General features: G+C 41.0%; 22 protein-coding genes and 1 pseudogene. All 23 read left to right on the plus strand.

The genetic code is table 11. The features are described 5' to 3' along the window. The first annotated feature begins 1 nt into the window (after position 1). On the plus strand, positions 2 to 2,041 hold the full coding sequence (locus Q4A89_RS00775) for an alpha-galactosidase (RefSeq protein WP_303182965.1): 2,040 nt from the start codon (positions 2 to 4) through the stop codon (positions 2,039 to 2,041). A 529-nt stretch (positions 2,042 to 2,570) separates the two neighbouring features. Further along, positions 2,571 to 3,491 carry a hypothetical protein gene (locus tag Q4A89_RS00780; protein ID WP_303182967.1) on the plus strand — a complete coding sequence of 307 codons (921 nt, stop codon included), beginning with the start codon at positions 2,571 to 2,573 and terminating at the stop codon, positions 3,489 to 3,491. Positions 3,492 to 3,570: 79 nt separating this feature from the next. Beyond that, positions 3,571 to 4,053, plus strand: coding sequence for a hypothetical protein (locus Q4A89_RS00785; protein ID WP_303182968.1), 483 nt, complete (start codon positions 3,571 to 3,573; stop codon positions 4,051 to 4,053). Continuing rightward, the gene (locus tag Q4A89_RS00790; protein WP_303182970.1) at positions 4,035 to 4,247 is read left to right on the plus strand and encodes a YdeI/OmpD-associated family protein; all 213 of its coding nucleotides are present in this window, start codon (positions 4,035 to 4,037) and stop codon (positions 4,245 to 4,247) included. Before Q4A89_RS00785 ends, Q4A89_RS00790 begins: the two co-directional genes overlap by 19 nt. Before the next feature lie 9 nt (positions 4,248 to 4,256). Next, on the plus strand, positions 4,257 to 4,772 hold the full coding sequence (locus Q4A89_RS00795) for a hypothetical protein (RefSeq protein WP_303182971.1): 516 nt from the start codon (positions 4,257 to 4,259) through the stop codon (positions 4,770 to 4,772). Between the two features lie 18 nt (positions 4,773 to 4,790). Beyond that, positions 4,791 to 5,237, plus strand: coding sequence for a GyrI-like domain-containing protein (locus Q4A89_RS00800; RefSeq protein ID WP_303182973.1), 447 nt, complete (start codon positions 4,791 to 4,793; stop codon positions 5,235 to 5,237). 20 nt (positions 5,238 to 5,257) lie between these two features. Beyond that, the gene (locus tag Q4A89_RS00805; protein ID WP_303182976.1) at positions 5,258 to 5,827 is read left to right on the plus strand and encodes a YdeI family protein; all 570 of its coding nucleotides are present in this window, start codon (positions 5,258 to 5,260) and stop codon (positions 5,825 to 5,827) included. A 44-nt stretch (positions 5,828 to 5,871) separates the two neighbouring features. After that, a complete protein-coding gene (locus Q4A89_RS00810) occupies positions 5,872 to 6,420 on the plus strand; it encodes a DUF1697 domain-containing protein (RefSeq protein ID WP_303182978.1) in 549 nt (182 codons plus the stop codon). A 149-nt stretch (positions 6,421 to 6,569) separates the two neighbouring features. Beyond that, entirely contained in the window at positions 6,570 to 6,905 is a 336-nt protein-coding gene (locus Q4A89_RS00815; RefSeq protein ID WP_303182980.1) for a hypothetical protein, read from the plus strand. 368 nt (positions 6,906 to 7,273) lie between these two features. Beyond that, positions 7,274 to 7,798 (plus strand): TetR/AcrR family transcriptional regulator, encoded by a 525-nt coding sequence (locus Q4A89_RS00820; RefSeq protein ID WP_303182982.1) that lies wholly within the window; start codon positions 7,274 to 7,276, stop codon positions 7,796 to 7,798. Between the two features lie 36 nt (positions 7,799 to 7,834). Next, positions 7,835 to 8,884, plus strand: coding sequence for a hypothetical protein (locus tag Q4A89_RS00825; protein ID WP_303182984.1), 1,050 nt, complete (start codon positions 7,835 to 7,837; stop codon positions 8,882 to 8,884). A gap of 135 nt (positions 8,885 to 9,019) precedes the next feature. After that, on the plus strand, positions 9,020 to 9,859 hold the full coding sequence (locus tag Q4A89_RS00830) for a CPBP family intramembrane glutamic endopeptidase (RefSeq protein WP_303182986.1): 840 nt from the start codon (positions 9,020 to 9,022) through the stop codon (positions 9,857 to 9,859). A 48-nt stretch (positions 9,860 to 9,907) separates the two neighbouring features. Next, the gene (locus Q4A89_RS00835) at positions 9,908 to 10,432 is read left to right on the plus strand and encodes a dihydrofolate reductase family protein (protein ID WP_303182988.1); all 525 of its coding nucleotides are present in this window, start codon (positions 9,908 to 9,910) and stop codon (positions 10,430 to 10,432) included. Positions 10,433 to 10,465: 33 nt separating this feature from the next. Beyond that, positions 10,466 to 11,446: an alpha/beta hydrolase gene (locus Q4A89_RS00840; RefSeq protein ID WP_303182989.1), complete on the plus strand. Its 981-nt coding sequence runs from the start codon at positions 10,466 to 10,468 to the stop codon at positions 11,444 to 11,446. A 274-nt stretch (positions 11,447 to 11,720) separates the two neighbouring features. Further along, on the plus strand, positions 11,721 to 12,104 hold the full coding sequence (locus Q4A89_RS00845) for an HU family DNA-binding protein (RefSeq protein WP_095896587.1): 384 nt from the start codon (positions 11,721 to 11,723) through the stop codon (positions 12,102 to 12,104). Between the two features lie 154 nt (positions 12,105 to 12,258). Continuing rightward, the gene (locus Q4A89_RS00850) at positions 12,259 to 13,164 is read left to right on the plus strand and encodes an ABC transporter ATP-binding protein (protein WP_303182993.1); all 906 of its coding nucleotides are present in this window, start codon (positions 12,259 to 12,261) and stop codon (positions 13,162 to 13,164) included. Then, a complete protein-coding gene (locus Q4A89_RS00855; protein ID WP_303182995.1) occupies positions 13,161 to 13,952 on the plus strand; it encodes an ABC transporter permease in 792 nt (263 codons plus the stop codon). The genes Q4A89_RS00850 and Q4A89_RS00855 overlap by 4 nt, the downstream gene beginning before the upstream one ends. A 53-nt stretch (positions 13,953 to 14,005) precedes the next feature. Next, positions 14,006 to 14,227, plus strand: a complete 222-nt coding sequence (locus Q4A89_RS00860) for a hypothetical protein (RefSeq protein WP_303182997.1) — start codon at positions 14,006 to 14,008, stop codon at positions 14,225 to 14,227. Between the two features lie 29 nt (positions 14,228 to 14,256). Further along, positions 14,257 to 14,388 (plus strand): annotated as a pseudogene (locus Q4A89_RS00865) (alpha/beta hydrolase); the annotation flags it as partial. A 60-nt stretch (positions 14,389 to 14,448) separates the two neighbouring features. Next, the gene (locus Q4A89_RS00870) at positions 14,449 to 15,300 is read left to right on the plus strand and encodes an SDR family oxidoreductase (protein WP_303182998.1); all 852 of its coding nucleotides are present in this window, start codon (positions 14,449 to 14,451) and stop codon (positions 15,298 to 15,300) included. Positions 15,301 to 15,411: 111 nt separating this feature from the next. Then, positions 15,412 to 16,086 (plus strand): Crp/Fnr family transcriptional regulator, encoded by a 675-nt coding sequence (locus tag Q4A89_RS00875; protein WP_303183000.1) that lies wholly within the window; start codon positions 15,412 to 15,414, stop codon positions 16,084 to 16,086. A gap of 75 nt (positions 16,087 to 16,161) precedes the next feature. Further along, positions 16,162 to 16,656 (plus strand): hypothetical protein, encoded by a 495-nt coding sequence (locus Q4A89_RS00880; RefSeq protein ID WP_303183001.1) that lies wholly within the window; start codon positions 16,162 to 16,164, stop codon positions 16,654 to 16,656. Positions 16,657 to 16,660: 4 nt separating this feature from the next. Continuing rightward, on the plus strand, positions 16,661 to 17,119 hold the full coding sequence (locus tag Q4A89_RS00885) for a hypothetical protein (protein WP_303183003.1): 459 nt from the start codon (positions 16,661 to 16,663) through the stop codon (positions 17,117 to 17,119). Positions 17,120 to 17,330 lie beyond the last annotated feature (211 nt).

Consider the following 17,330-nt stretch of genomic DNA (forward strand, 5'->3'; position numbering starts at 1 on the left):
TATGTGGGCCGGAAAGCACCTTCTCACGCTTGTTGTCTGTTACATCGTTCTGCCTTTAACCCTCACGGCACAACCTGATCGGCCGTTTACGTGGCTCGATGAAAAGACCCTTTGTGTAATCGACGGCGTAAGCGAGCAGGTCTATCTCTGGGAGAAAGGAACGCTGCGGCTTTTATGGGCAAGGCCCTTGTCGCGGACGGCGAGCGACCTGTTTCCCGCGACTTCCTCCGACAGGAGCGGCGACGGTGAAAGCCCCGCCGCCACATCGTGGGACATCATCCGGTCGGAGGCGACCGAAAGGCGTTCGGCTTATACGCGGATAAACCTGCACGCCGCTTTCAAGGAGTACGAACTGACGCGCAGCCTGTGCGTCTACGACGATTGCCCCGGCATCGAATGGCGGCTTTCCTTGAAAGGGAAAAACAGCCTGTTCCCGGCTGCCTCTTCGGCCGATTCCGAACCGGTCGAGAATCCCGAACGCTTGCAAGGCGACCGGCCGCATTACTTTTTCATGCCTTTCTCTGTGCCGCATTTTGGCGTGCGGGTCGTCTCTTTCCGCGAAGCGACCGACCACCATACCAACATCGTCCGGTCGAGCAGAGAGCTTCCCTACCGCAAACCTCAATATTACAGAGGGTCGATTCTGCTCGCCAACCGCAACGGGCGAAGCGATGAGGTGCATCTGGCCGTAAAGATGGCGCCGTTGCAGGAGGCGCAGTCCGCTTACGCCGGCTTCGACTTCAGCACCGATTTCACAGGCTTCAAGGTGCATTCGCCCGGATTCGACTTTCCCGACGGGTGCGATACCTGCCGGCAAGAGGCATATCCTCTGTTCTCGATCATGTATGCCGCCGGCGAAGAGGAAGCGCTCGATAGGTACAAAAAATACGAGCTGGCGGTTCACAAATACCTCCCTCATCGCGACAATACATTGACCATGAACACTTGGGGCGACCGAAACAAGGACAGCCGCATCAACGAATCGTTTATCCTCAACGAGTTGGAGGCGGCTGCTGCACTCGGCATTACCCATTATCAGATCGACGACGGATGGCAGCAAGGTCTGTCGAAAAACTCGGCCGAAAAAAACAATCTTCTATGGGACGACTGGCAGGCGTCCGACTGGGAGGTAAACAGTACCCGATTCCCGCATGGACTGAGCAAGGTGAAGGAGAAAGCCGACTCCCTCGGCATATCGCTCGGGCTCTGGTTCAACCCGTCCAAGAACAACCGGTATGCCGCGTGGGAGCGCGACCGGAATATCCTGCTCGACTTGCACCGCAAGCACGGGGTGTCCTGGATAAAAATCGACGGAGTGGAAATCGGAGATCGCCTGTCGGAGAGCCGTGTGCATCGAATGCTGCGCGAAGCTCAGGCGGAGAGCGACAATCGTTTGCAGTTCAATATGGATGTAACGGCGGGAAAGCGGGGAGGCTTCTTCTACTTTCATCGTTTCGGAAACATCTTTCTCGAAAACCGGTATACCGACTGGGGAAACTATTATCCCCACTTGACCCTGCGAAACATCTGGTCTTTGGCTAACTATGTTCCCGTGCAACGGATTCAGGTGGAATGGCTCAATAAATGGCGCAACGCGAACCGGTATCCGCCGGATGACCCCCTGAAACCGACAGAGGTACCTTTCGACTATCTCTTTGCCGTTACCATGATGGGGCAACCGCTCGCTTGGATGGAAGCGACAAGCCTGCCCGCCGAAGCCTTTAAGATCTCTCGACTGATTCGTCTCTGGCAGTCGGAAAGAGGACGGATGCAGGAGGGTGTTATCCGTCCGGTAGGGGAAGAGCCTGACGGATACAGTTTCCCCGGCTTTGTGAGTACTTCCGGTCATCGGATTTACGTGCTTTTATTCCGGGAACACACGCCGCTACCGGAAGGGAAGTACGACGTATCGCCCGCCGATATCGGAGGAAAGCGTTTTGTGAAGCTGGCCGGTGAAGGCGAAGTTATTCACGTTGAAAAGGATACGGTGCGAGTGAACTATCCCAAACCGTTCGCCTTCATATGGGGCTATTTCGAGTGATAAGGACATGCTTTTATGAGTGTTCGAGGATAAAAAAGGTCGCATTCATCAGCTGAATCGATATTTTCTCCTTATTTAATTTAGAACATTGCCGGTTCGGAAAAACACACTACTTTTGCATCTATAATGCACGTTATATTGCAATTGTTATAGAATGGATTTATGCCAAAATCAACAATCATAACGAATGCAGACCTTATGTGTGTCTTTGGGGAGTGGCATGGAGGTGAGTAAAAGGGGGGGTAAAAGAGATCGTTATGATAAACGAATTGATAATTACAATTACAAAAAAATACAGAGGATTTCAAAGGTTTACTTTGGACATACGAAGATGCTTTTGATTGGGAAGATTTTCAAATGCCTGAGGAGAGTTATCTTGGAAAAATTATCCGAGAAGGAACATTGTATCATTTTGATTGCAAGGCAAAATGACGAAGTTATCGGTGGACTTACAGCGTAGCTATTGCACAACTTTTAGATATTTTCGTCAGAATGAGTTGTGTATCAGGTCTAAAAAAACAAATGAACGATGAAACAAATCATCTTGCTTTCAGCTAATCACAACGATTATCACCTCGGTTTTGAAGTGCAATCGCCTGAGCCCAAATTCTTTTCGTGGGACGCTACTTATGAGGAAGTCATCGATTCGCCCTTGGTGGAATGGGACAGCCCCTTCGATTTGGATTACGAGGTTTATGAATACTATTATTTCAAATATCCGGTGCGTGTGGGCAATCTGCTTTTTTCAAAACTTGAATTTCGCATACACAACCTTCAGCGTAGTGATATCGCCGTGCAAGAGTACTATGCCTACGGTGAAAAAGGAGTCCTCGAATTTGATTTTTGGCAAGTTCATCATCAATTGGAAAAGCATTTACCCCTTGATGAAAGCTACAAAGCTTACGGGAACCTCTATTCTTGGTTTCGGAAAGATGAGATTTCCTTTCATATCATCTATTATGGAGAACCGCAACATCAATATGTGTTTTGTAATATTATCAATACGCGTGATTATTGGGAGTTAGTCACCCCAATTGAAAACGAAAACAATATGCAACTCGCTGATTCTATTTTATTTCCAAAAGAACATATCGGAATTACTACGAACTACCAAGAAAACGAAGCTGTAAAACGCCGTCCGCCCCTGCTTACTGAAAAATTCGGCGACCAAGCCATTTTGTGGCGAGACGAAGTAAACAACGAAATCGGAGTAAGTGCGGGCAAATTTTCCAATATTTTTCCGCTATCAGGCATTAAAAAAGTGGACATCGACCGAATGCTTCCTGCCAAAGGCAGTGGTGCCGATACCTTGCGGGTGTATTACGAAAACGAAGAATACCCAAAAGAAATCCTCAGTACCAAAGAGTATGATTTGGATAAATATTTACCCCAATTGGAAAAATTTTTCGGCATGCGCATGGAGGTTACAGGGTTTTATTATAATTGTTAAATCTTAGAAAAAGAGATATCCTATCCTCACAAGTTGATGTGTGTATGGAAAGAATAGAGAATTTTAAAATAGGGAAATAATGGAAAAAATCCACATTTCTTACAACGGCAAACAAGTAACGGCATATCGGCTGAGGATAGCCTCGCATATTGGTATGGATGTAGAAAGAGCTTGGGAACTCTTAAAGACCAGCGCTTTATTGAAATTTATCACCAAAGGGAAAGTAACATTCAAACCCATCGGCGGGAAATTCCCAGAGCTTTGGACTCAGGGAAGCACCGTAAAAACCAAGATGCTGCTCTACGGCTGGTTGCCCTTTGGCGGAGTGCATACGCTGTATTTTGAACGTATCGACGAGCAGCAAAAAGTACTTGCCACCCAAGAATCCGATGCCGTTTGCAAGGTTTGGAACCATAGCATTTTTATTGAAAAGGCCGAAAATAATAGCATTCGTTATACAGACGAAATCATTATTTATGCGGGAATATTTTCCAAAATAGTCGCCCTATGGGCAAAGCAATTTTACATTTACCGGCAAAAGCGATGGAAAAAAATCAAATAAACGATAGTATTGATGTAGAAAATTTCCTGAAAACAACCCCCAAGGCGTATGCGGTGTTTCAAAAACTGAGTCCGTCTCACAAAAACGAGTACCTCAAATGGATAACCGAAGCCAAAAAACAGGAAACCAAAGAAAGGCGTTTCGAAAAAATGCTCGAAATGTTGCTGGAAAAAACAAACAAAGAAACGAGATAACAAAAAAACATGAAACATACCACAAAACTTTGGTTGTATTTTATCATCACCATGGCGGTGTATTTACTGATGGTTTTCATCACCATCCCCACACTGAACCGTCTTGCCAATGGGCTGGATATTATTGATGTCGTTCCGTTTTACGATGGCGAATATGTGGTGCGTCTTTTGGAGTATTTGGAAACCGAAGGGAGAAATTATTACCTGTACAGGCAATTACCTATTGATATGCTATATCCGTTATTGTACGCCTTTACCTATGGGAAAATTTTAAGGCATTTCACGCAGAAACTCAACCTGCAAAAGCTGAGTTTCGTGGCGTTCTTACCCGTAGTGGCGGCAGTTTTTGATTATTTGGAAAATATCGGGATCGGCATATCGCTTTACCGCTTTCCGTCGCTTTCGGATACAATTTTATCGGCACTGCCTTTTTTCAGTCTGCTAAAAACTCTTTTTGTGGGGCTCTATCTGTTGGCATTTTTCGGATTGGGAATTATGGTTTTGGTAAAAAGAAGGAAAGTATAAAGTTTAGAAACAAATAGTATGACAAACGAATTTAAAATCATCGGGATAGCGGTACGAACGACCAATGCCAACGGACAGGCCGCAACAGATTTGGGCAAACTTTGGGGGCAATTTATGAGCGAAGCCATTTCAAACATTCCGAACGCCATTTCGGAAGAAATTATCGCGATGTACACCGATTACGAAATTGATTATCAGGGGGATTATACCGCGATTATCGGAAAGAAAGTCGGTTCGTTAGATGAAATTCCAAACGGAATGATCGGGCGAGAATTTCCTGCTGCGAAGTTTCAGAAGTTCATTGCCAAAGGGGAAATGCCGAATGCCGTTGTAGAAACTTGGAAAGCCATTTGGCAACAAGATGCAACACTTCATCGTGCCTACCAGTACGATTTTGAAGTGTACGGCGAAAAATCCCAAAACGGTAACCAATCCGAAGTGGATATTTTTATCAGCGTAAAATAAATAACGATAAATATGCAAAAATGCCCACAACAGAATCTATAAAATACTTTGAAACTCGTGAAGTGTGGCGTAAGTGGTTGGAAACTAATTTTGAAACCGCTGCCGAAGTGTGGTTTGTTCACCCGAAAAAAACTTCTGACCGAAAAGCCGTTTCCTACAACGATGCTGTGGAAGAAGCCCTTTGTTTCGGTTGGATTGACAGCACGGTAAAATCGTTAAACGAAACGGAACGAATACAGCGTTTTACACCTCGTAAACTGAGAAGTCCGTATTCGCAACCCAACAAAGAAAGATTGAAGTGGCTTTTTGAAAACGAAAAAATACATCCGACGCTCTTATCAGAGGTTCAAAAAGTATTATCGGAACCTTTTGTGTTTCCTGATGATATTTTGGATAAACTCAAAGCGGATAAGACCATATGGCAAAATTTCAATCATTTTTCAGATGCCTATCAGCGGATCCGTATTGCCTATATTGATGCTGCCAGAAAACGCCCTGAAGAATTTGAAAAACGCCTGAACAACTTTATGATGAAAACCAAAGAGAATAAAAAAAATGCCGGATTTGGAGGAATTGAAAAATATTATTAAAATCATTTTTACGCAGTGAAAGTTATAAAGTAAACAACGAAGAAATGAACACCTACATCGTCCTTTTGCGTGGTGTAACGCCCAGCGGAAAAAACAAAATTCCGAGTATGGCTTTTCTGAAAGAGATTTTAGAAAAAGGCGGCTTTGTGAATGTAAAAACCTATATCCAAAGCGGAAATGTGGTCTTGCAAACGCATGGTTCTTCTGTGGAAGTGAGTGGGAAGGTACACCAACTCATCAAGGAAAACATTGGAGCAGAACTTCCCGTGATGGTGAAAACCGCTGAGGAAATCAAACAGGTCTTGAGCAAAAATCCGTTTACGGAAAACCACGATATTAAGCGTGTTTTCTTTACGCTTTTTAATGATGAACTACCGCTACCATTGGCAAGTGAACTCAAAAGGCAGGATTTCGGAGAAGAAAAATTTGACTTTACCCCTCAGGCGATGTATATGTACATTCCTACCAATGCCAGCAGAAGCAAATTGAGTAATAATTTTTTAGAAAAGAAACTGAAAATCATCGCTACCACTCGTAATTTCAACACATTGAGTAAGTTGATAACAATGGCAACGGAAGTAGCGAATTTATAAAGTAAAAAATCAAAAACTATGAATTTTATTTTCAACAAATTTACAGACAAAGATTTTGAACCTTATGATAGTAAGAGGTAGTATCTCCTACAATAACAGAGAGGTAAAAACATATCGGTTGATTATTACTTCACACACACATACTGTTATTGGTGTGGAAAAGTCTGGAAACTCATAAAAACCAGCGCCTTATTGGAATTTATCGCCAAAGGGAAAGTAAAATTCAAACCTATCAGCGGAAAATTTCCAGAGGTTGGGACGCTGGGAAGCCCGTGAAAACGAAAATGTTTCTTTACGGCTGCTTGCCCTTTGGCGAGGTGCATACACTGTACTTTGAGCGTATCGATGAGCGGCAAAAAGTACTTGCCACCAAAGAACCCGATGCCGTTTGTAAAGCTTGGAATCATAGCATTTTCATCGAAAAGACAGAAAATAATAGCATTCTGCTCTTGAAGGTATTAAGAGTTGGTGTTCTGGGGTTTTGAAACCTTTTGGGAAAAGAGTTTCGTTACGGTTAGAATGTACGCCGTGAATAAACAAGATTGTTTCTCCTCTCGTCCAAACATATAGTTGCCCTCATATTCCTAAGTTCGCCTGCAACATCCAAATAAACAGGGCGAACTTATATTGCACTGGATTTCAATCAGTTGATTGTTAAATTTATTTCCTTACAAAGTTACAAAAAATCGTATATCGTCAGTAATAATCATACCTACGGGGATAAAAAAGCTAACATCGGTTGGTTGAACCGATATTTTCTCCTTTTTTAATTTAGAACATTGCCGGTTCGGAAAAATACACTACTTTTGCGTCCATAACACATGTTATATTACAATTGTTATAGAATGGGATTATGCCAAAATCAACAATAATAACGCAGGAAGTGATCATCGAAACCGCTTTCGAGATGGTGCGTAAAGAAGGTTTTGCGGTGCTTTCTGCCCGAAACATTGCCAAACAAATCGGTTGTTCCACGCAGCCCATTTATTGGACATACAAAAATATGGACGACCTCAAAGCCGAAGTCTGTCAAAAAGCACTTTCTTACCTTCAAAATGTAATGCTCGGTTACTCAAAAACGGGCAATCCCTTTTGGGATTTGGGACTGGGGTATGTGCGGATGGCTCATACTGAGCCGGCACTATTCAAAGCAGTTTATATCGACAATGTTATGAATGTAAAGCTTACCGATATTTTCCCCGAAAATCAGGAAATCGTGGAATTGATGAAAAGCTCGGAAGAATACCGACAACTATCCGAAGAGGAAGCAAAGAACAGCATTGCCAAATCGTGGATGTTGGTACACGGAATCGCCTCGCTCGTAGCTACGGGCATGTTTGCGTATGATGAAGAGAAGATTTTGGAGATATTGAAATAATGAAATTAAGACAATTATATTTTTAAGGATATTGAAATGAAAGAAAACTTACTGAAGATATACGAATATATGCGTGACAAAGACTTAGGTAATGTAAACGTATACAACGCTTATGGTCAATGGATTGGTGATGTAGTTTTTTTGTATATGCCCTTCCAATTTGTGGATTATGACGTAGCGGAAGATTATGATTATAGAGAGGAAATCGGACTGACTAACAGCATTTTTCATAAGATGGGGCTTAAAAGTCTTAGTCCCGAACAGTTGCAAGATATTCGTGAAGGACGTGGATTTATGATCATGCAATTGCTGTTTAAAACCCACAAGAACAATAAATCAACGAAAAGTCATAACGTTTCGTTTGCGATGATTTTGTACGATAATGGACATTTTGGCTATATGCACTGTAACGACGTTGATACGGAATCTACATACAAGCAAACGATGATTGACAGCGAGCCTTTTATTTATGAATTTGCCAGCAAAACCGAAAAATTTCATTTTGACCAAATGCTTAAATTCACGGAGGAAGTCTGCAAAGAACTTGAAATTGAGACTCAACATAATAAAGGTGTCTTTGAGAAGGAAAATATGCCCGACGAGGAAGCCTTTGATGAATTGGTACATCTGTTGAATTATAATAACCACTTGACAAACAGTGATATTTTCGAACTAAAAACCGATTGGAAAAATATCAATCACAATCGCCAAGCCTTTGCCGAAAGACTCATCAATGAGGGTGTCTGGTACAAAGAAGATTTGGAGTATCTTGATGATTATCAAACAGACTACCTGCTATATTGGGCATTTGTCGAAAAATTGGATGTCTTTAAAGACGATTGGAAGTTTGACGTAAAAGAGTTGTGTCGGTTTATTTCCAATAAAGTCGGAGAGCCTTTTAAAATGACTTTCAGGGAAGTGGGCAACAATTGGGAGCTTGTCCGAGAAAAACTGGAACTCCACACCGAGTACACCTTGCTTGACCTTGCCAGTGGAAATGACGATTGCAATCTAATCGTAGTGAAAAAAGATGACAAATACGTTATTTATGCTCTTGCCGAACAATTGGGCGTGCCGGTGGTGTAGCAGTTTTGTAAAAAATGGTCGCAGTGGGAATGTTTGTGTACGATGAAGAAAAAATTTGGGATATTTTAAAGTAACATCATTTCTACACCTAAAATGAAATTTCATTCAAAAAAAACAATGTAAACCTTTAACAATATGAACACCAAATCAAAAACTTTTAGAAATGTCGCCCTGTTCAGCCTTGTAGCTGTTGTTTGCGGTTGGGTGGGCGTTGGGGTGGATAAGCTACTTGGGCAACCTTCCAATTTGGAATCGCTTGGGGCGTTGATTTTTATCGCCTCACCGCTTTTGTGTATGATTTTGCTTCGCTTTTTCGGTGGCGATGGCTGGAAAGACCTTCCACTCAAACCGAATTTAAAGCAAAATGCTCGTTGGTATTTGTTTGCCTTTGCGGTGTATCCAATGGTGATAGGCATAACGCTATTTATTGGAAATATGCTGGGTTGGGTAGATGTGAGCAAGTTTAGTTTTTCGGCGTATTTGCCTGTTTTTGCGGTCGCTTTTTTGCCCGAATTTATCAAAAATATCTTTGAAGAATCGGTTTGGCGAGGCTATCTCACCCTAAAAATGGAGCAACTTACCAAAAACGAATGGTTGATTTATCTGGTGGTAGCGTTGGTGTGGCAAATCTGGCATTTGCCGTACTATTTGATACTCTTGGACGATGTTTATGTTGCAAAATTTTTCCCTTATGGTGGACTTTGGCTTTTTATTTATGGCTTTGTGGTAGTCGGTATTTGGACGATTATGTACACTGAAGTTTTCTTCCTTTCGAGTTCACTGTGGGTGGTCATTTTAATGCACACAATGGAAGATGCTCTCAATCCGCTAATTTCCGAAGGATTCGCAACAATTCCACCCGACAAAACGCTACTCATTTCGCCAACATTTGGGGCAGTTGCATTATTGATATATCTGTGTATCGGATTGTATTTGAGAAAAATACGAAAAGCGAAATTCTGTCAAACCGATTGATTTTATGGTTACATCAAAAACAGAAATAACCAATATACAATATAATATATGAGTAAAGTAATTCTGTATATCTCAATGAGTTTGGACGGGTATATCGCCAAGCCCAATGACGATTTAAGTTTCTTATCCATCGTGGAAAAAGAAGGAGAAGATTATGGTTTTGAGCGTTTTATATCAACGGTGGATACGCTGATTATCGGACGAAAAACATACGACTGGGTAATGAATGCGGTAGGGGAATTTCCGCATAAGGAAAAAACGGTTTATGTACTGACGAAAACCGAAAGACCTTCCGCAGGGAACATTCATTTTTATACGGGAGATATATCGCTGCTCATCGGCAAATTGAAAAAAGAAAGTCGCCAAAACATCTATTGCGACGGCGGGGCTCAAATCGTGAATGAACTTTTGAAGGGCGATTTATTGGACGAACTCATCATTTCCGTCATTCCGATATTGGTGGGCAACGGCACAAAATTGTTTAACGACAACAGACCCGAACAGCCACTAAAACTCATCAGCGTAACCCCTTACGACACAGGACTTGTGCAATTGCATTACAAAAGAATATAATACATAAATTAAAATCATTAATATTTCAACAATATGAACACAAACAAAAAAATGCACTCCGGTGCTGACTGTTGGGACAAAATTTTCCCGAAAAGCGATAAAGTAGAACATAAAAAAGTAACGTTCAGAAACCGTTACGGCATAACTCTTGTCGGCGATTTGTATTTTCCGAAAAACAGCGAAGGCAAGAAACTTGCAGCTCTTGCCGTTTGCGGTGGATTCGGAGCGGTAAAGGAGCAAGCCTCCGGATTTTACGCCCAGATGATGGCGGAAAGAGGTTTTGTAACCTTGGCTTTTGACCCTTCTTATACAGGCGAAAGCGGTGGCGAACCTCGCAATGTAGCCTCACCCGACATCAATACCGAAGACTTTTCGGCTGCGGTCGATTGCTTGGGGCTTCAACCCTTTGTGGACAGAGAAAAAATAGGGCTTATTGGCATCTGCGGTTGGGGCGGATTTGCCCTGAACGCTACGGCTATCGACACGCGAATAAAGGCGGTGGCGACGATGGTAATGTACGATATGTCTCGCGTCTTTAGCAAAGGATATTTCGACAGTAACACACCCGAAATGCGTCTAGAAATGAAGCGTTCGCTCAATGCGCTTCGTTGGACGGATGCCGAAACGGGAATGCCTGCTCCTGGCTATCCGATGCCAGACGCTCCTTCCGATAAAGTTCCTCAGTTCCTGAACGATTATATTGAGTTTTATAAAACTCCGAGAGGTTTCCACGAGCGTTCGGTTTCCAATCAGGTTTGGACAGCCACTACACTGCTTTCGTTTCTAAATTTTCCATTGCTGTCGTATGCTCACGAAATAGATGTCCCGACCCTTATCGTTGCGGGAGAAAACGCTCATTCCCGCTATATGAGCGAAGATGCCTACCAATCCGTAGGAAGCAAAAACAAGGAGTTGTTTATTGTTCCCAACGCCAAGCACACCGACTTTTACGACAATCAGGCAGGAGTGATTCCGTTTGATAAATTGGAAACGTTTTTTAAGGAGAATTTGTAAGAAATTCAGAATTCAAAAAGATATGATTATCAATGGAGTGGACACAAAATTTGGGTTCACTCTGTTGATGATTTATTTAGAGGTAGGCTTGTATTTGAGGAAGATACGGAAAAAGAAAAATTATTTACTTCATAATCAATAAAATTGTAAAACTAAAAATCAACGATACAAACACAAATGAACAAAATAATATAACAAAACAACAAAGTCATAAAAAAACGTTACCTTTGTAGCAGTTTTAAAACAAATCGTTTCATTTAAAATTTTTATTGTTATGCCTATAAAGTATAAAGTAATTCAGCGGGTACAGCCTGGCGTAAGCGGCGGAGGCGACAAAAAGTATTATGCCACCAACACTATTTCGGGCGAAAAAACATTGGTTGACCTCACCAAAGAAATCGAAAAGATAAGTACGGTAAGCGGTGCCGACATTCGTGCCGTTCTGTACGCTTTGGTCGATGTGATGCAGAGTTCGTTAGCCGACGGCAATGCGGTTCGTTTGGGCGAACTCGGGAGCCTGCGCGTGAGTATCAGTAGCGACGGTAAAACCTCCGAAAAAGAAGTTACCACAGCAAGCATCAGAGGCGCCAAAGTGCTTTTCACACCCGGCAAAGACCTCAAAAAAATGCTCGATACGTTGGAATTCCAAAAAGAATAGTTAGGTTTTCTCAAAAACGTAGCTATGTTTTTTCGGAAATGTAGTTGCGTTTTTTGGAGAACATCGTTACGTAAATACGCAATTTATTGCGTATCCATTACAAAAAAACACGCAAATTATAGTGTATCTATCATATAAAAAAACAACAAGCACGATGGAAGTTATACAAACCAACTCACTGAGCAAACGCTTTGGGGCAACCCTTGCGGTAAACAATATTTCCATTCACGTCAAACAAGGTGAAATTTATGGTTTTCTGGGGCTTAACGGCGCCGGTAAAACCACCCTAATCCGTATGTTGTTGGGGATGATTAAACCCGATAGCGGAACGATTTCGCTTTTCGGAAAACCAATAACTTCGAAATCTCAAAACCGGAACGACATCGGTTATTTGGTCGAAACGCCTTATTCGTATCCCAATCTCTCAGTTTACGAAAATTTAAAAGTGATAGGCAAATTGCGTCATTTGACCGACAAAAACGCCATCGAAAATATTATCGAAAAATTAAAACTCACAAAATACAAAAACACCCCTGCCCAAGCATTATCACTCGGAAATCAACAGCGGTTAGGACTTGCCAAAGCACTGGTACACGAACCAAAACTATTAATTTTAGACGAACCCATTAACGGATTAGACCCCGAAGGCATTGTGCAAGTGCGCAACCTCTTAATTGAGCTTGCCCAAAAAGGTTCTACCATTTTTCTTTCCAGTCATATACTGGGCGAAATCTCGAAACTTGCTCATCGCATCGGCATTATTCACGAAGGAAAACTTATTAAAGAACTGACAACAGACGAATTATCAAACCAAATCATCAAAAAAATTTTGGTACAAACAACCGATAATCAAAAAGCACTTCATTGCCTGCAAAACTCAAATTATTCGGCTGTACAAACCAATACTGACGAAATAGAAATTTCAAGTCCGCAAGCCGTTGCGCATCCCGAACACATTTCAAAACTACTGACGGAATGCGGACTTCCTCCAAAACAAATCTTTTTATTTACGGAAGATTTGGAAATGTTTTTCCTACGAACCATTAACAATCACAAATGATGAAACAACTCATACAAGCCATTGAAGCAGAATTGATAAAAGTAAAACGCGCAAAAATCCTTTGGGCTACGTTCATTGCATTTGGAATAGCACCCGTTATGGGAGCTGTTTTTATTTTTGTTATGCAAAACGGCGATATGTCGGCAAAAGCAAGTGCCTTGATTGTCAAAGCCGAAGCGATGAATCTTCAAGCAAATTGGGAATCGTATATCGGTATTCTTACGCAAGCCGTAGGTATTGGCGGGGTTTTGCTGTTCGGATTTGTAATCGGTTGGATTTTTGGTCGTGAATATTCGGATAAAACGGCAAAAGATTTATTGGCACTCCCCACCTCGCGAACAACCATTTTAAACGCAAAATTTATGGTTTGTTTTTTTTGGTGTTTATTACTCGTTCTGTCCAATTTATTACTTGCCTTTGTTTTCGGTATGCTTTTGCAACTTCCTTTGACAAGCACAAACACATTGGCACAACTGCTAATCGATTACTTCGTTACCACTTTTTTAGCTGTTTTAGTGAGTGTTCCGATTGCTTTTTTTGCACTTTGGGGGAAGGGCTATCTGGCTCCACTGGGCTTTGTTATGCTGACGTTAGTCTTTTCACAAATAATTGCCGTAACGGGTTATGGGGCTTATTTTCCGTGGGCAGTACCAGGGCTTTACAGTGGTGTAGCAATCCAATACAAATTATCACTCAATAATTTGAGCTACGCCATTTTACTGCTGACAAGTATCACAGGATATATTGCCACAATCGTCTATTGGAATTATACAGACCAAAACCAATAAACTAAAAAAAATGATAATCAATAAAATGAACACCAAATCAAAAACTTTCAGAAGTGATTCCCTATTTAGCTTGGTGGCAGTTGATTGAGGTTTGGTTGGTCGTTTTGATGCACACGATGGAAGATGCCCTCAATCCGCTAATTTCCGAAGGCTTTGCCGTTGTCTCGCCCGACAAAACCCTACTCATTTCACCAACTTTCGGACTCATTCCGCTACTGATTTATCTGGCAATAGGATTGTATTTAAGGAAGATACGGAAAATCAAGAATAAATGAATTAATTGTAAAACTCAAATTTCAACAATATGAATACAAACAAAAAAATGCCTGCTGGAACTACCTGCTGGGACAAAATTTTCCCGAAAAGCGATAAAGTAGCACATAAAAAAGTATCGTTCAAAAACCGCTACGGAATCACCCTTGTCGGCGATTTATATTTTTTGAAAAAATTATAAATTTGCGAACACTTAAAAATAGCAACACTCATGAATAAAAATATGAAAGATAAAGTTTTAGTAGCAGGTGCGACAGGATATTTAGGAAAATACATCACCAAAGAATTGCTATCGAAGGGCTTCAAAACGAAAATAATCGTCAGAAATCCACAGAAAATAGCTTTCCTCGATAGTAACTTCAGCATAGAAAAGGCGGAAGTTACTTGTCCTGAGACGCTACAAGGACTTTTTGACGATGTTCGGGTGGTGATAAGTTGTATCGGGATTACGCGACAAAAAGACCATTTGACTTATATGGATGTCGATTTCCGAGCCAATGCGAACCTTATTGATGAAGCGAAAAAGAGCGGCGTGGAAAAGTTCATTTACATATCGGTTTTCAACGGAGAAAAGCTGCGTAATCTGAAAATTTGCGAGGCGAAGGAGAAGCTCGGTGAGTATTTGAAAGCGTCGGGATTGGCGTACTGCATCGTGCGCCCTACGGCATTTTTTTCGGATATGGGAGATTTTCTGAAAATGGCGAAAATGGGCAAGCTGTATCTTTTCGGCGACGGAAATTTCAAACTCAATCCGATACACGGTGAGGATTTGGCAAAGGTTGTCGTTGAGGCTATCGAACAAGATTCTAAAGAGATAAGCGTAGGTGGCTGTCAAGTGTTTACGCAAAATGAAATTGGCGAATTGGCGCTTAGAGCCTGTGGGAATTCGATAAAAATTATCCACCTCCCCGATTGGATACGGAAGTTTATTCTTTGGAGCGTGCGAACCTTTACCGGTTCGAAATTTTACGGCCCCATAGAGTTTTTCCTCTCGGCAATGGCGATGGATATGCAAGCGCCCGCCTATGAAAAGAGCAAACATCGATTAGAGCAGTTTTTTAAAGAAAATTCATAATAAGTATGCTCATAAAAAGAGTAGCATCTCCCGCAGAGACGCAATTCATTGCGCCTCTACAGGCGCTCCTACCAGAAAAATGTTACTTCTATCAAGCAGCAAAATCTAAATTTGAAAACACAGCTAACGCGTGTTGCGAACCTTACGCTTCCTTTTGTATCCTATCTTTTGCCGAAAAAGCTTAATTTTGCAAATTATTATAACTTTGCGGAAAAACAATACAAAATGGAAGCACTTCTCAACGCCATACAGAATTACGTTCCTCTTTCTTTGAAAGAGAGAGAATTGATAAAAGGATTGTTCTCTGAAATATCGGTACCCAAAAACACTCATATTTTAAAAGCAGATAACATTTGCAAGTATCTCTATTTCATAAAAGAAGGATTATTTCGCCAATATATTGATGAACAAACGGTACATTTCAACTACGAAAATTCATTTATGTGCGACCTTGTGAGCTTATCCACGCAAACACCTTCGTTGAAATCATTCGAAGCATTGGAAGATAGTGTTTTATACAAAATCTCATATACAGATTTGCATAACCTTTGCCAAAAAGTACAATACGGAGAACGATTTAACCGACTGCTCGTAGAGGAGGCTTTTCACAAAACGATTTTATATATTTACGACCTACATAAGCAAACACCTACCCAGCGGTACAAAACTTTTTTACAGCAATTTAAGGAATTAAACCAGCGAATACCGCAGTATTATATTGCCTCTTACCTGGGAATTACGCCTCAATCGCTTAGCCGTATTCGCAGGAAAATATTTTCTGAATAGATAATCATTTATTAACCAAAGGTAATTGTCAGTTGTTTTCGTTGTTATAATTTTGCCTGAAAAAGAAATTGTAAAATGAAAACAAAAAATAACATTTTTGTCGCTGTCTCTCTGTTTTTTATAACGGTAGGATTTGCATTGAGTTTGGGAAGCATTGCTTCTTTTATAGCAATGAATATTATCGCCACGAAACCTCTTTTGCCTGATGATTTTGTGGTTTGGCAACGGCATTTCATCACTCCTATTATGAATTATGCAAGCATTCCAGGAATCGTTCTTTTCTTATGTGGAAATGGCTTATTTCTTTTTCAAAAAACAATTCGGAAAACAGATGTTACTTTGTTTCTTCTCTCAGCAGTTGTATTTGTTAATGGAATGTTTTTTATTGTTCCGACGGCTCATAAAGCCAATGTTTTTGCCGATAACCAGATTTATTTAGCACAACATTGGGATACTTTTTTGGAACAAAAAACAATAGAAGATAGTCTGGGAGGAGCGAATTTGTTATTGTTGTTGTCTTATCTTTTTGTTTTTATTTATTTGATAATCAAAGATAAATTAAAAATATAATACGATGATACGAAATTACTTTTACCTAATTGTAGGACTTGTGTGCTTATTATCGGCGGTTACTCACACACTAAACGGATTAGAAACGGCTATTGCTTCTCTGAATCATTCAACAATGGATGCTCATAATAAAGTTGTGTTCACTTATGTGTGGCATATCATTGGGGTTGAGAATGTCGTTTTTGGGGTTGCCTTGCTCATTATGGCTTTCCATAAGGAGAGGACGGGAGGAAAATACATTGCTTGGTTTATCATCGCAATACTCGTGCTACGTTGGCTAACCATACTGTTTTTTTCTTTGCTCAATAATGTTGAAGAGATAGCAACTCTAATCCCCGAAACGATTGTAATATGGATAGTTATCGTATTGCTATGGTTCGGAATAAAGATAAATAATAAACAATTAACTCAAAACCATAAAAAAACGGCACAATCGAAAAACAACATTGCCTCTCATAGTTAAAATCAAAAAAAACAGCATCACAGCCTACGATATATAAATAAGGAGCAAAGTAATTTGTTCCTTATTTTGTGAAATCTTGAAAAGCATAGAAATGTTTGTACCTTCCTCTAAAACGTATTTTGTGAGTTTGCTTAGATTGCTGCTCAATCCCTCCCAAATTCGGTTGTTTGGGTGACTATAAGACACGACTGTTGGCTCCGTGACGGTCGGT

Source organism: Tannerella sp., from assembly GCF_030528505.1.
GTDB lineage: Bacteria > Bacteroidota > Bacteroidia > Bacteroidales > Tannerellaceae > Tannerella.

Bases quoted from the DNA above. Each gene is read 5' to 3' on its own strand.
- Q4A89_RS00785 (WP_303182968.1), top strand. From the start codon at position 3,571: ATGGAAAAAATCCACATTTCTTACAACGGCAAACAAGTAACGGCATAT.
- Q4A89_RS00825 (WP_303182984.1), top strand. From the start codon at position 7,835: ATGAAAGAAAACTTACTGAAGATATACGAATATATGCGTGACAAAGAC.
- Q4A89_RS00780 (WP_303182967.1), top strand. From the start codon at position 2,571: ATGAAACAAATCATCTTGCTTTCAGCTAATCACAACGATTATCACCTC.
- Q4A89_RS00795 (WP_303182971.1), top strand. From the start codon at position 4,257: ATGAAACATACCACAAAACTTTGGTTGTATTTTATCATCACCATGGCG.
- Q4A89_RS00850 (WP_303182993.1), top strand. From the start codon at position 12,259: ATGGAAGTTATACAAACCAACTCACTGAGCAAACGCTTTGGGGCAACC.
- Q4A89_RS00800 (WP_303182973.1), top strand. From the start codon at position 4,791: ATGACAAACGAATTTAAAATCATCGGGATAGCGGTACGAACGACCAAT.
- Q4A89_RS00830 (WP_303182986.1), top strand. From the start codon at position 9,020: ATGAACACCAAATCAAAAACTTTTAGAAATGTCGCCCTGTTCAGCCTT.
- Q4A89_RS00805 (WP_303182976.1), top strand. From the start codon at position 5,258: ATGCCCACAACAGAATCTATAAAATACTTTGAAACTCGTGAAGTGTGG.
- Q4A89_RS00885 (WP_303183003.1), top strand. From the start codon at position 16,661: ATGATACGAAATTACTTTTACCTAATTGTAGGACTTGTGTGCTTATTA.
- Q4A89_RS00820 (WP_303182982.1), top strand. From the start codon at position 7,274: ATGCCAAAATCAACAATAATAACGCAGGAAGTGATCATCGAAACCGCT.
- Q4A89_RS00775 (WP_303182965.1), top strand. From the start codon at position 2: ATGTGGGCCGGAAAGCACCTTCTCACGCTTGTTGTCTGTTACATCGTT.
- Q4A89_RS00790 (WP_303182970.1), top strand. From the start codon at position 4,035: ATGGAAAAAAATCAAATAAACGATAGTATTGATGTAGAAAATTTCCTG.
- Q4A89_RS00855 (WP_303182995.1), top strand. From the start codon at position 13,161: ATGATGAAACAACTCATACAAGCCATTGAAGCAGAATTGATAAAAGTA.
- Q4A89_RS00880 (WP_303183001.1), top strand. From the start codon at position 16,162: ATGAAAACAAAAAATAACATTTTTGTCGCTGTCTCTCTGTTTTTTATA.
- Q4A89_RS00840 (WP_303182989.1), top strand. From the start codon at position 10,466: ATGAACACAAACAAAAAAATGCACTCCGGTGCTGACTGTTGGGACAAA.
- Q4A89_RS00870 (WP_303182998.1), top strand. From the start codon at position 14,449: ATGAAAGATAAAGTTTTAGTAGCAGGTGCGACAGGATATTTAGGAAAA.
- Q4A89_RS00810 (WP_303182978.1), top strand. From the start codon at position 5,872: ATGAACACCTACATCGTCCTTTTGCGTGGTGTAACGCCCAGCGGAAAA.
- Q4A89_RS00835 (WP_303182988.1), top strand. From the start codon at position 9,908: ATGAGTAAAGTAATTCTGTATATCTCAATGAGTTTGGACGGGTATATC.
- Q4A89_RS00845 (WP_095896587.1), top strand. From the start codon at position 11,721: ATGCCTATAAAGTATAAAGTAATTCAGCGGGTACAGCCTGGCGTAAGC.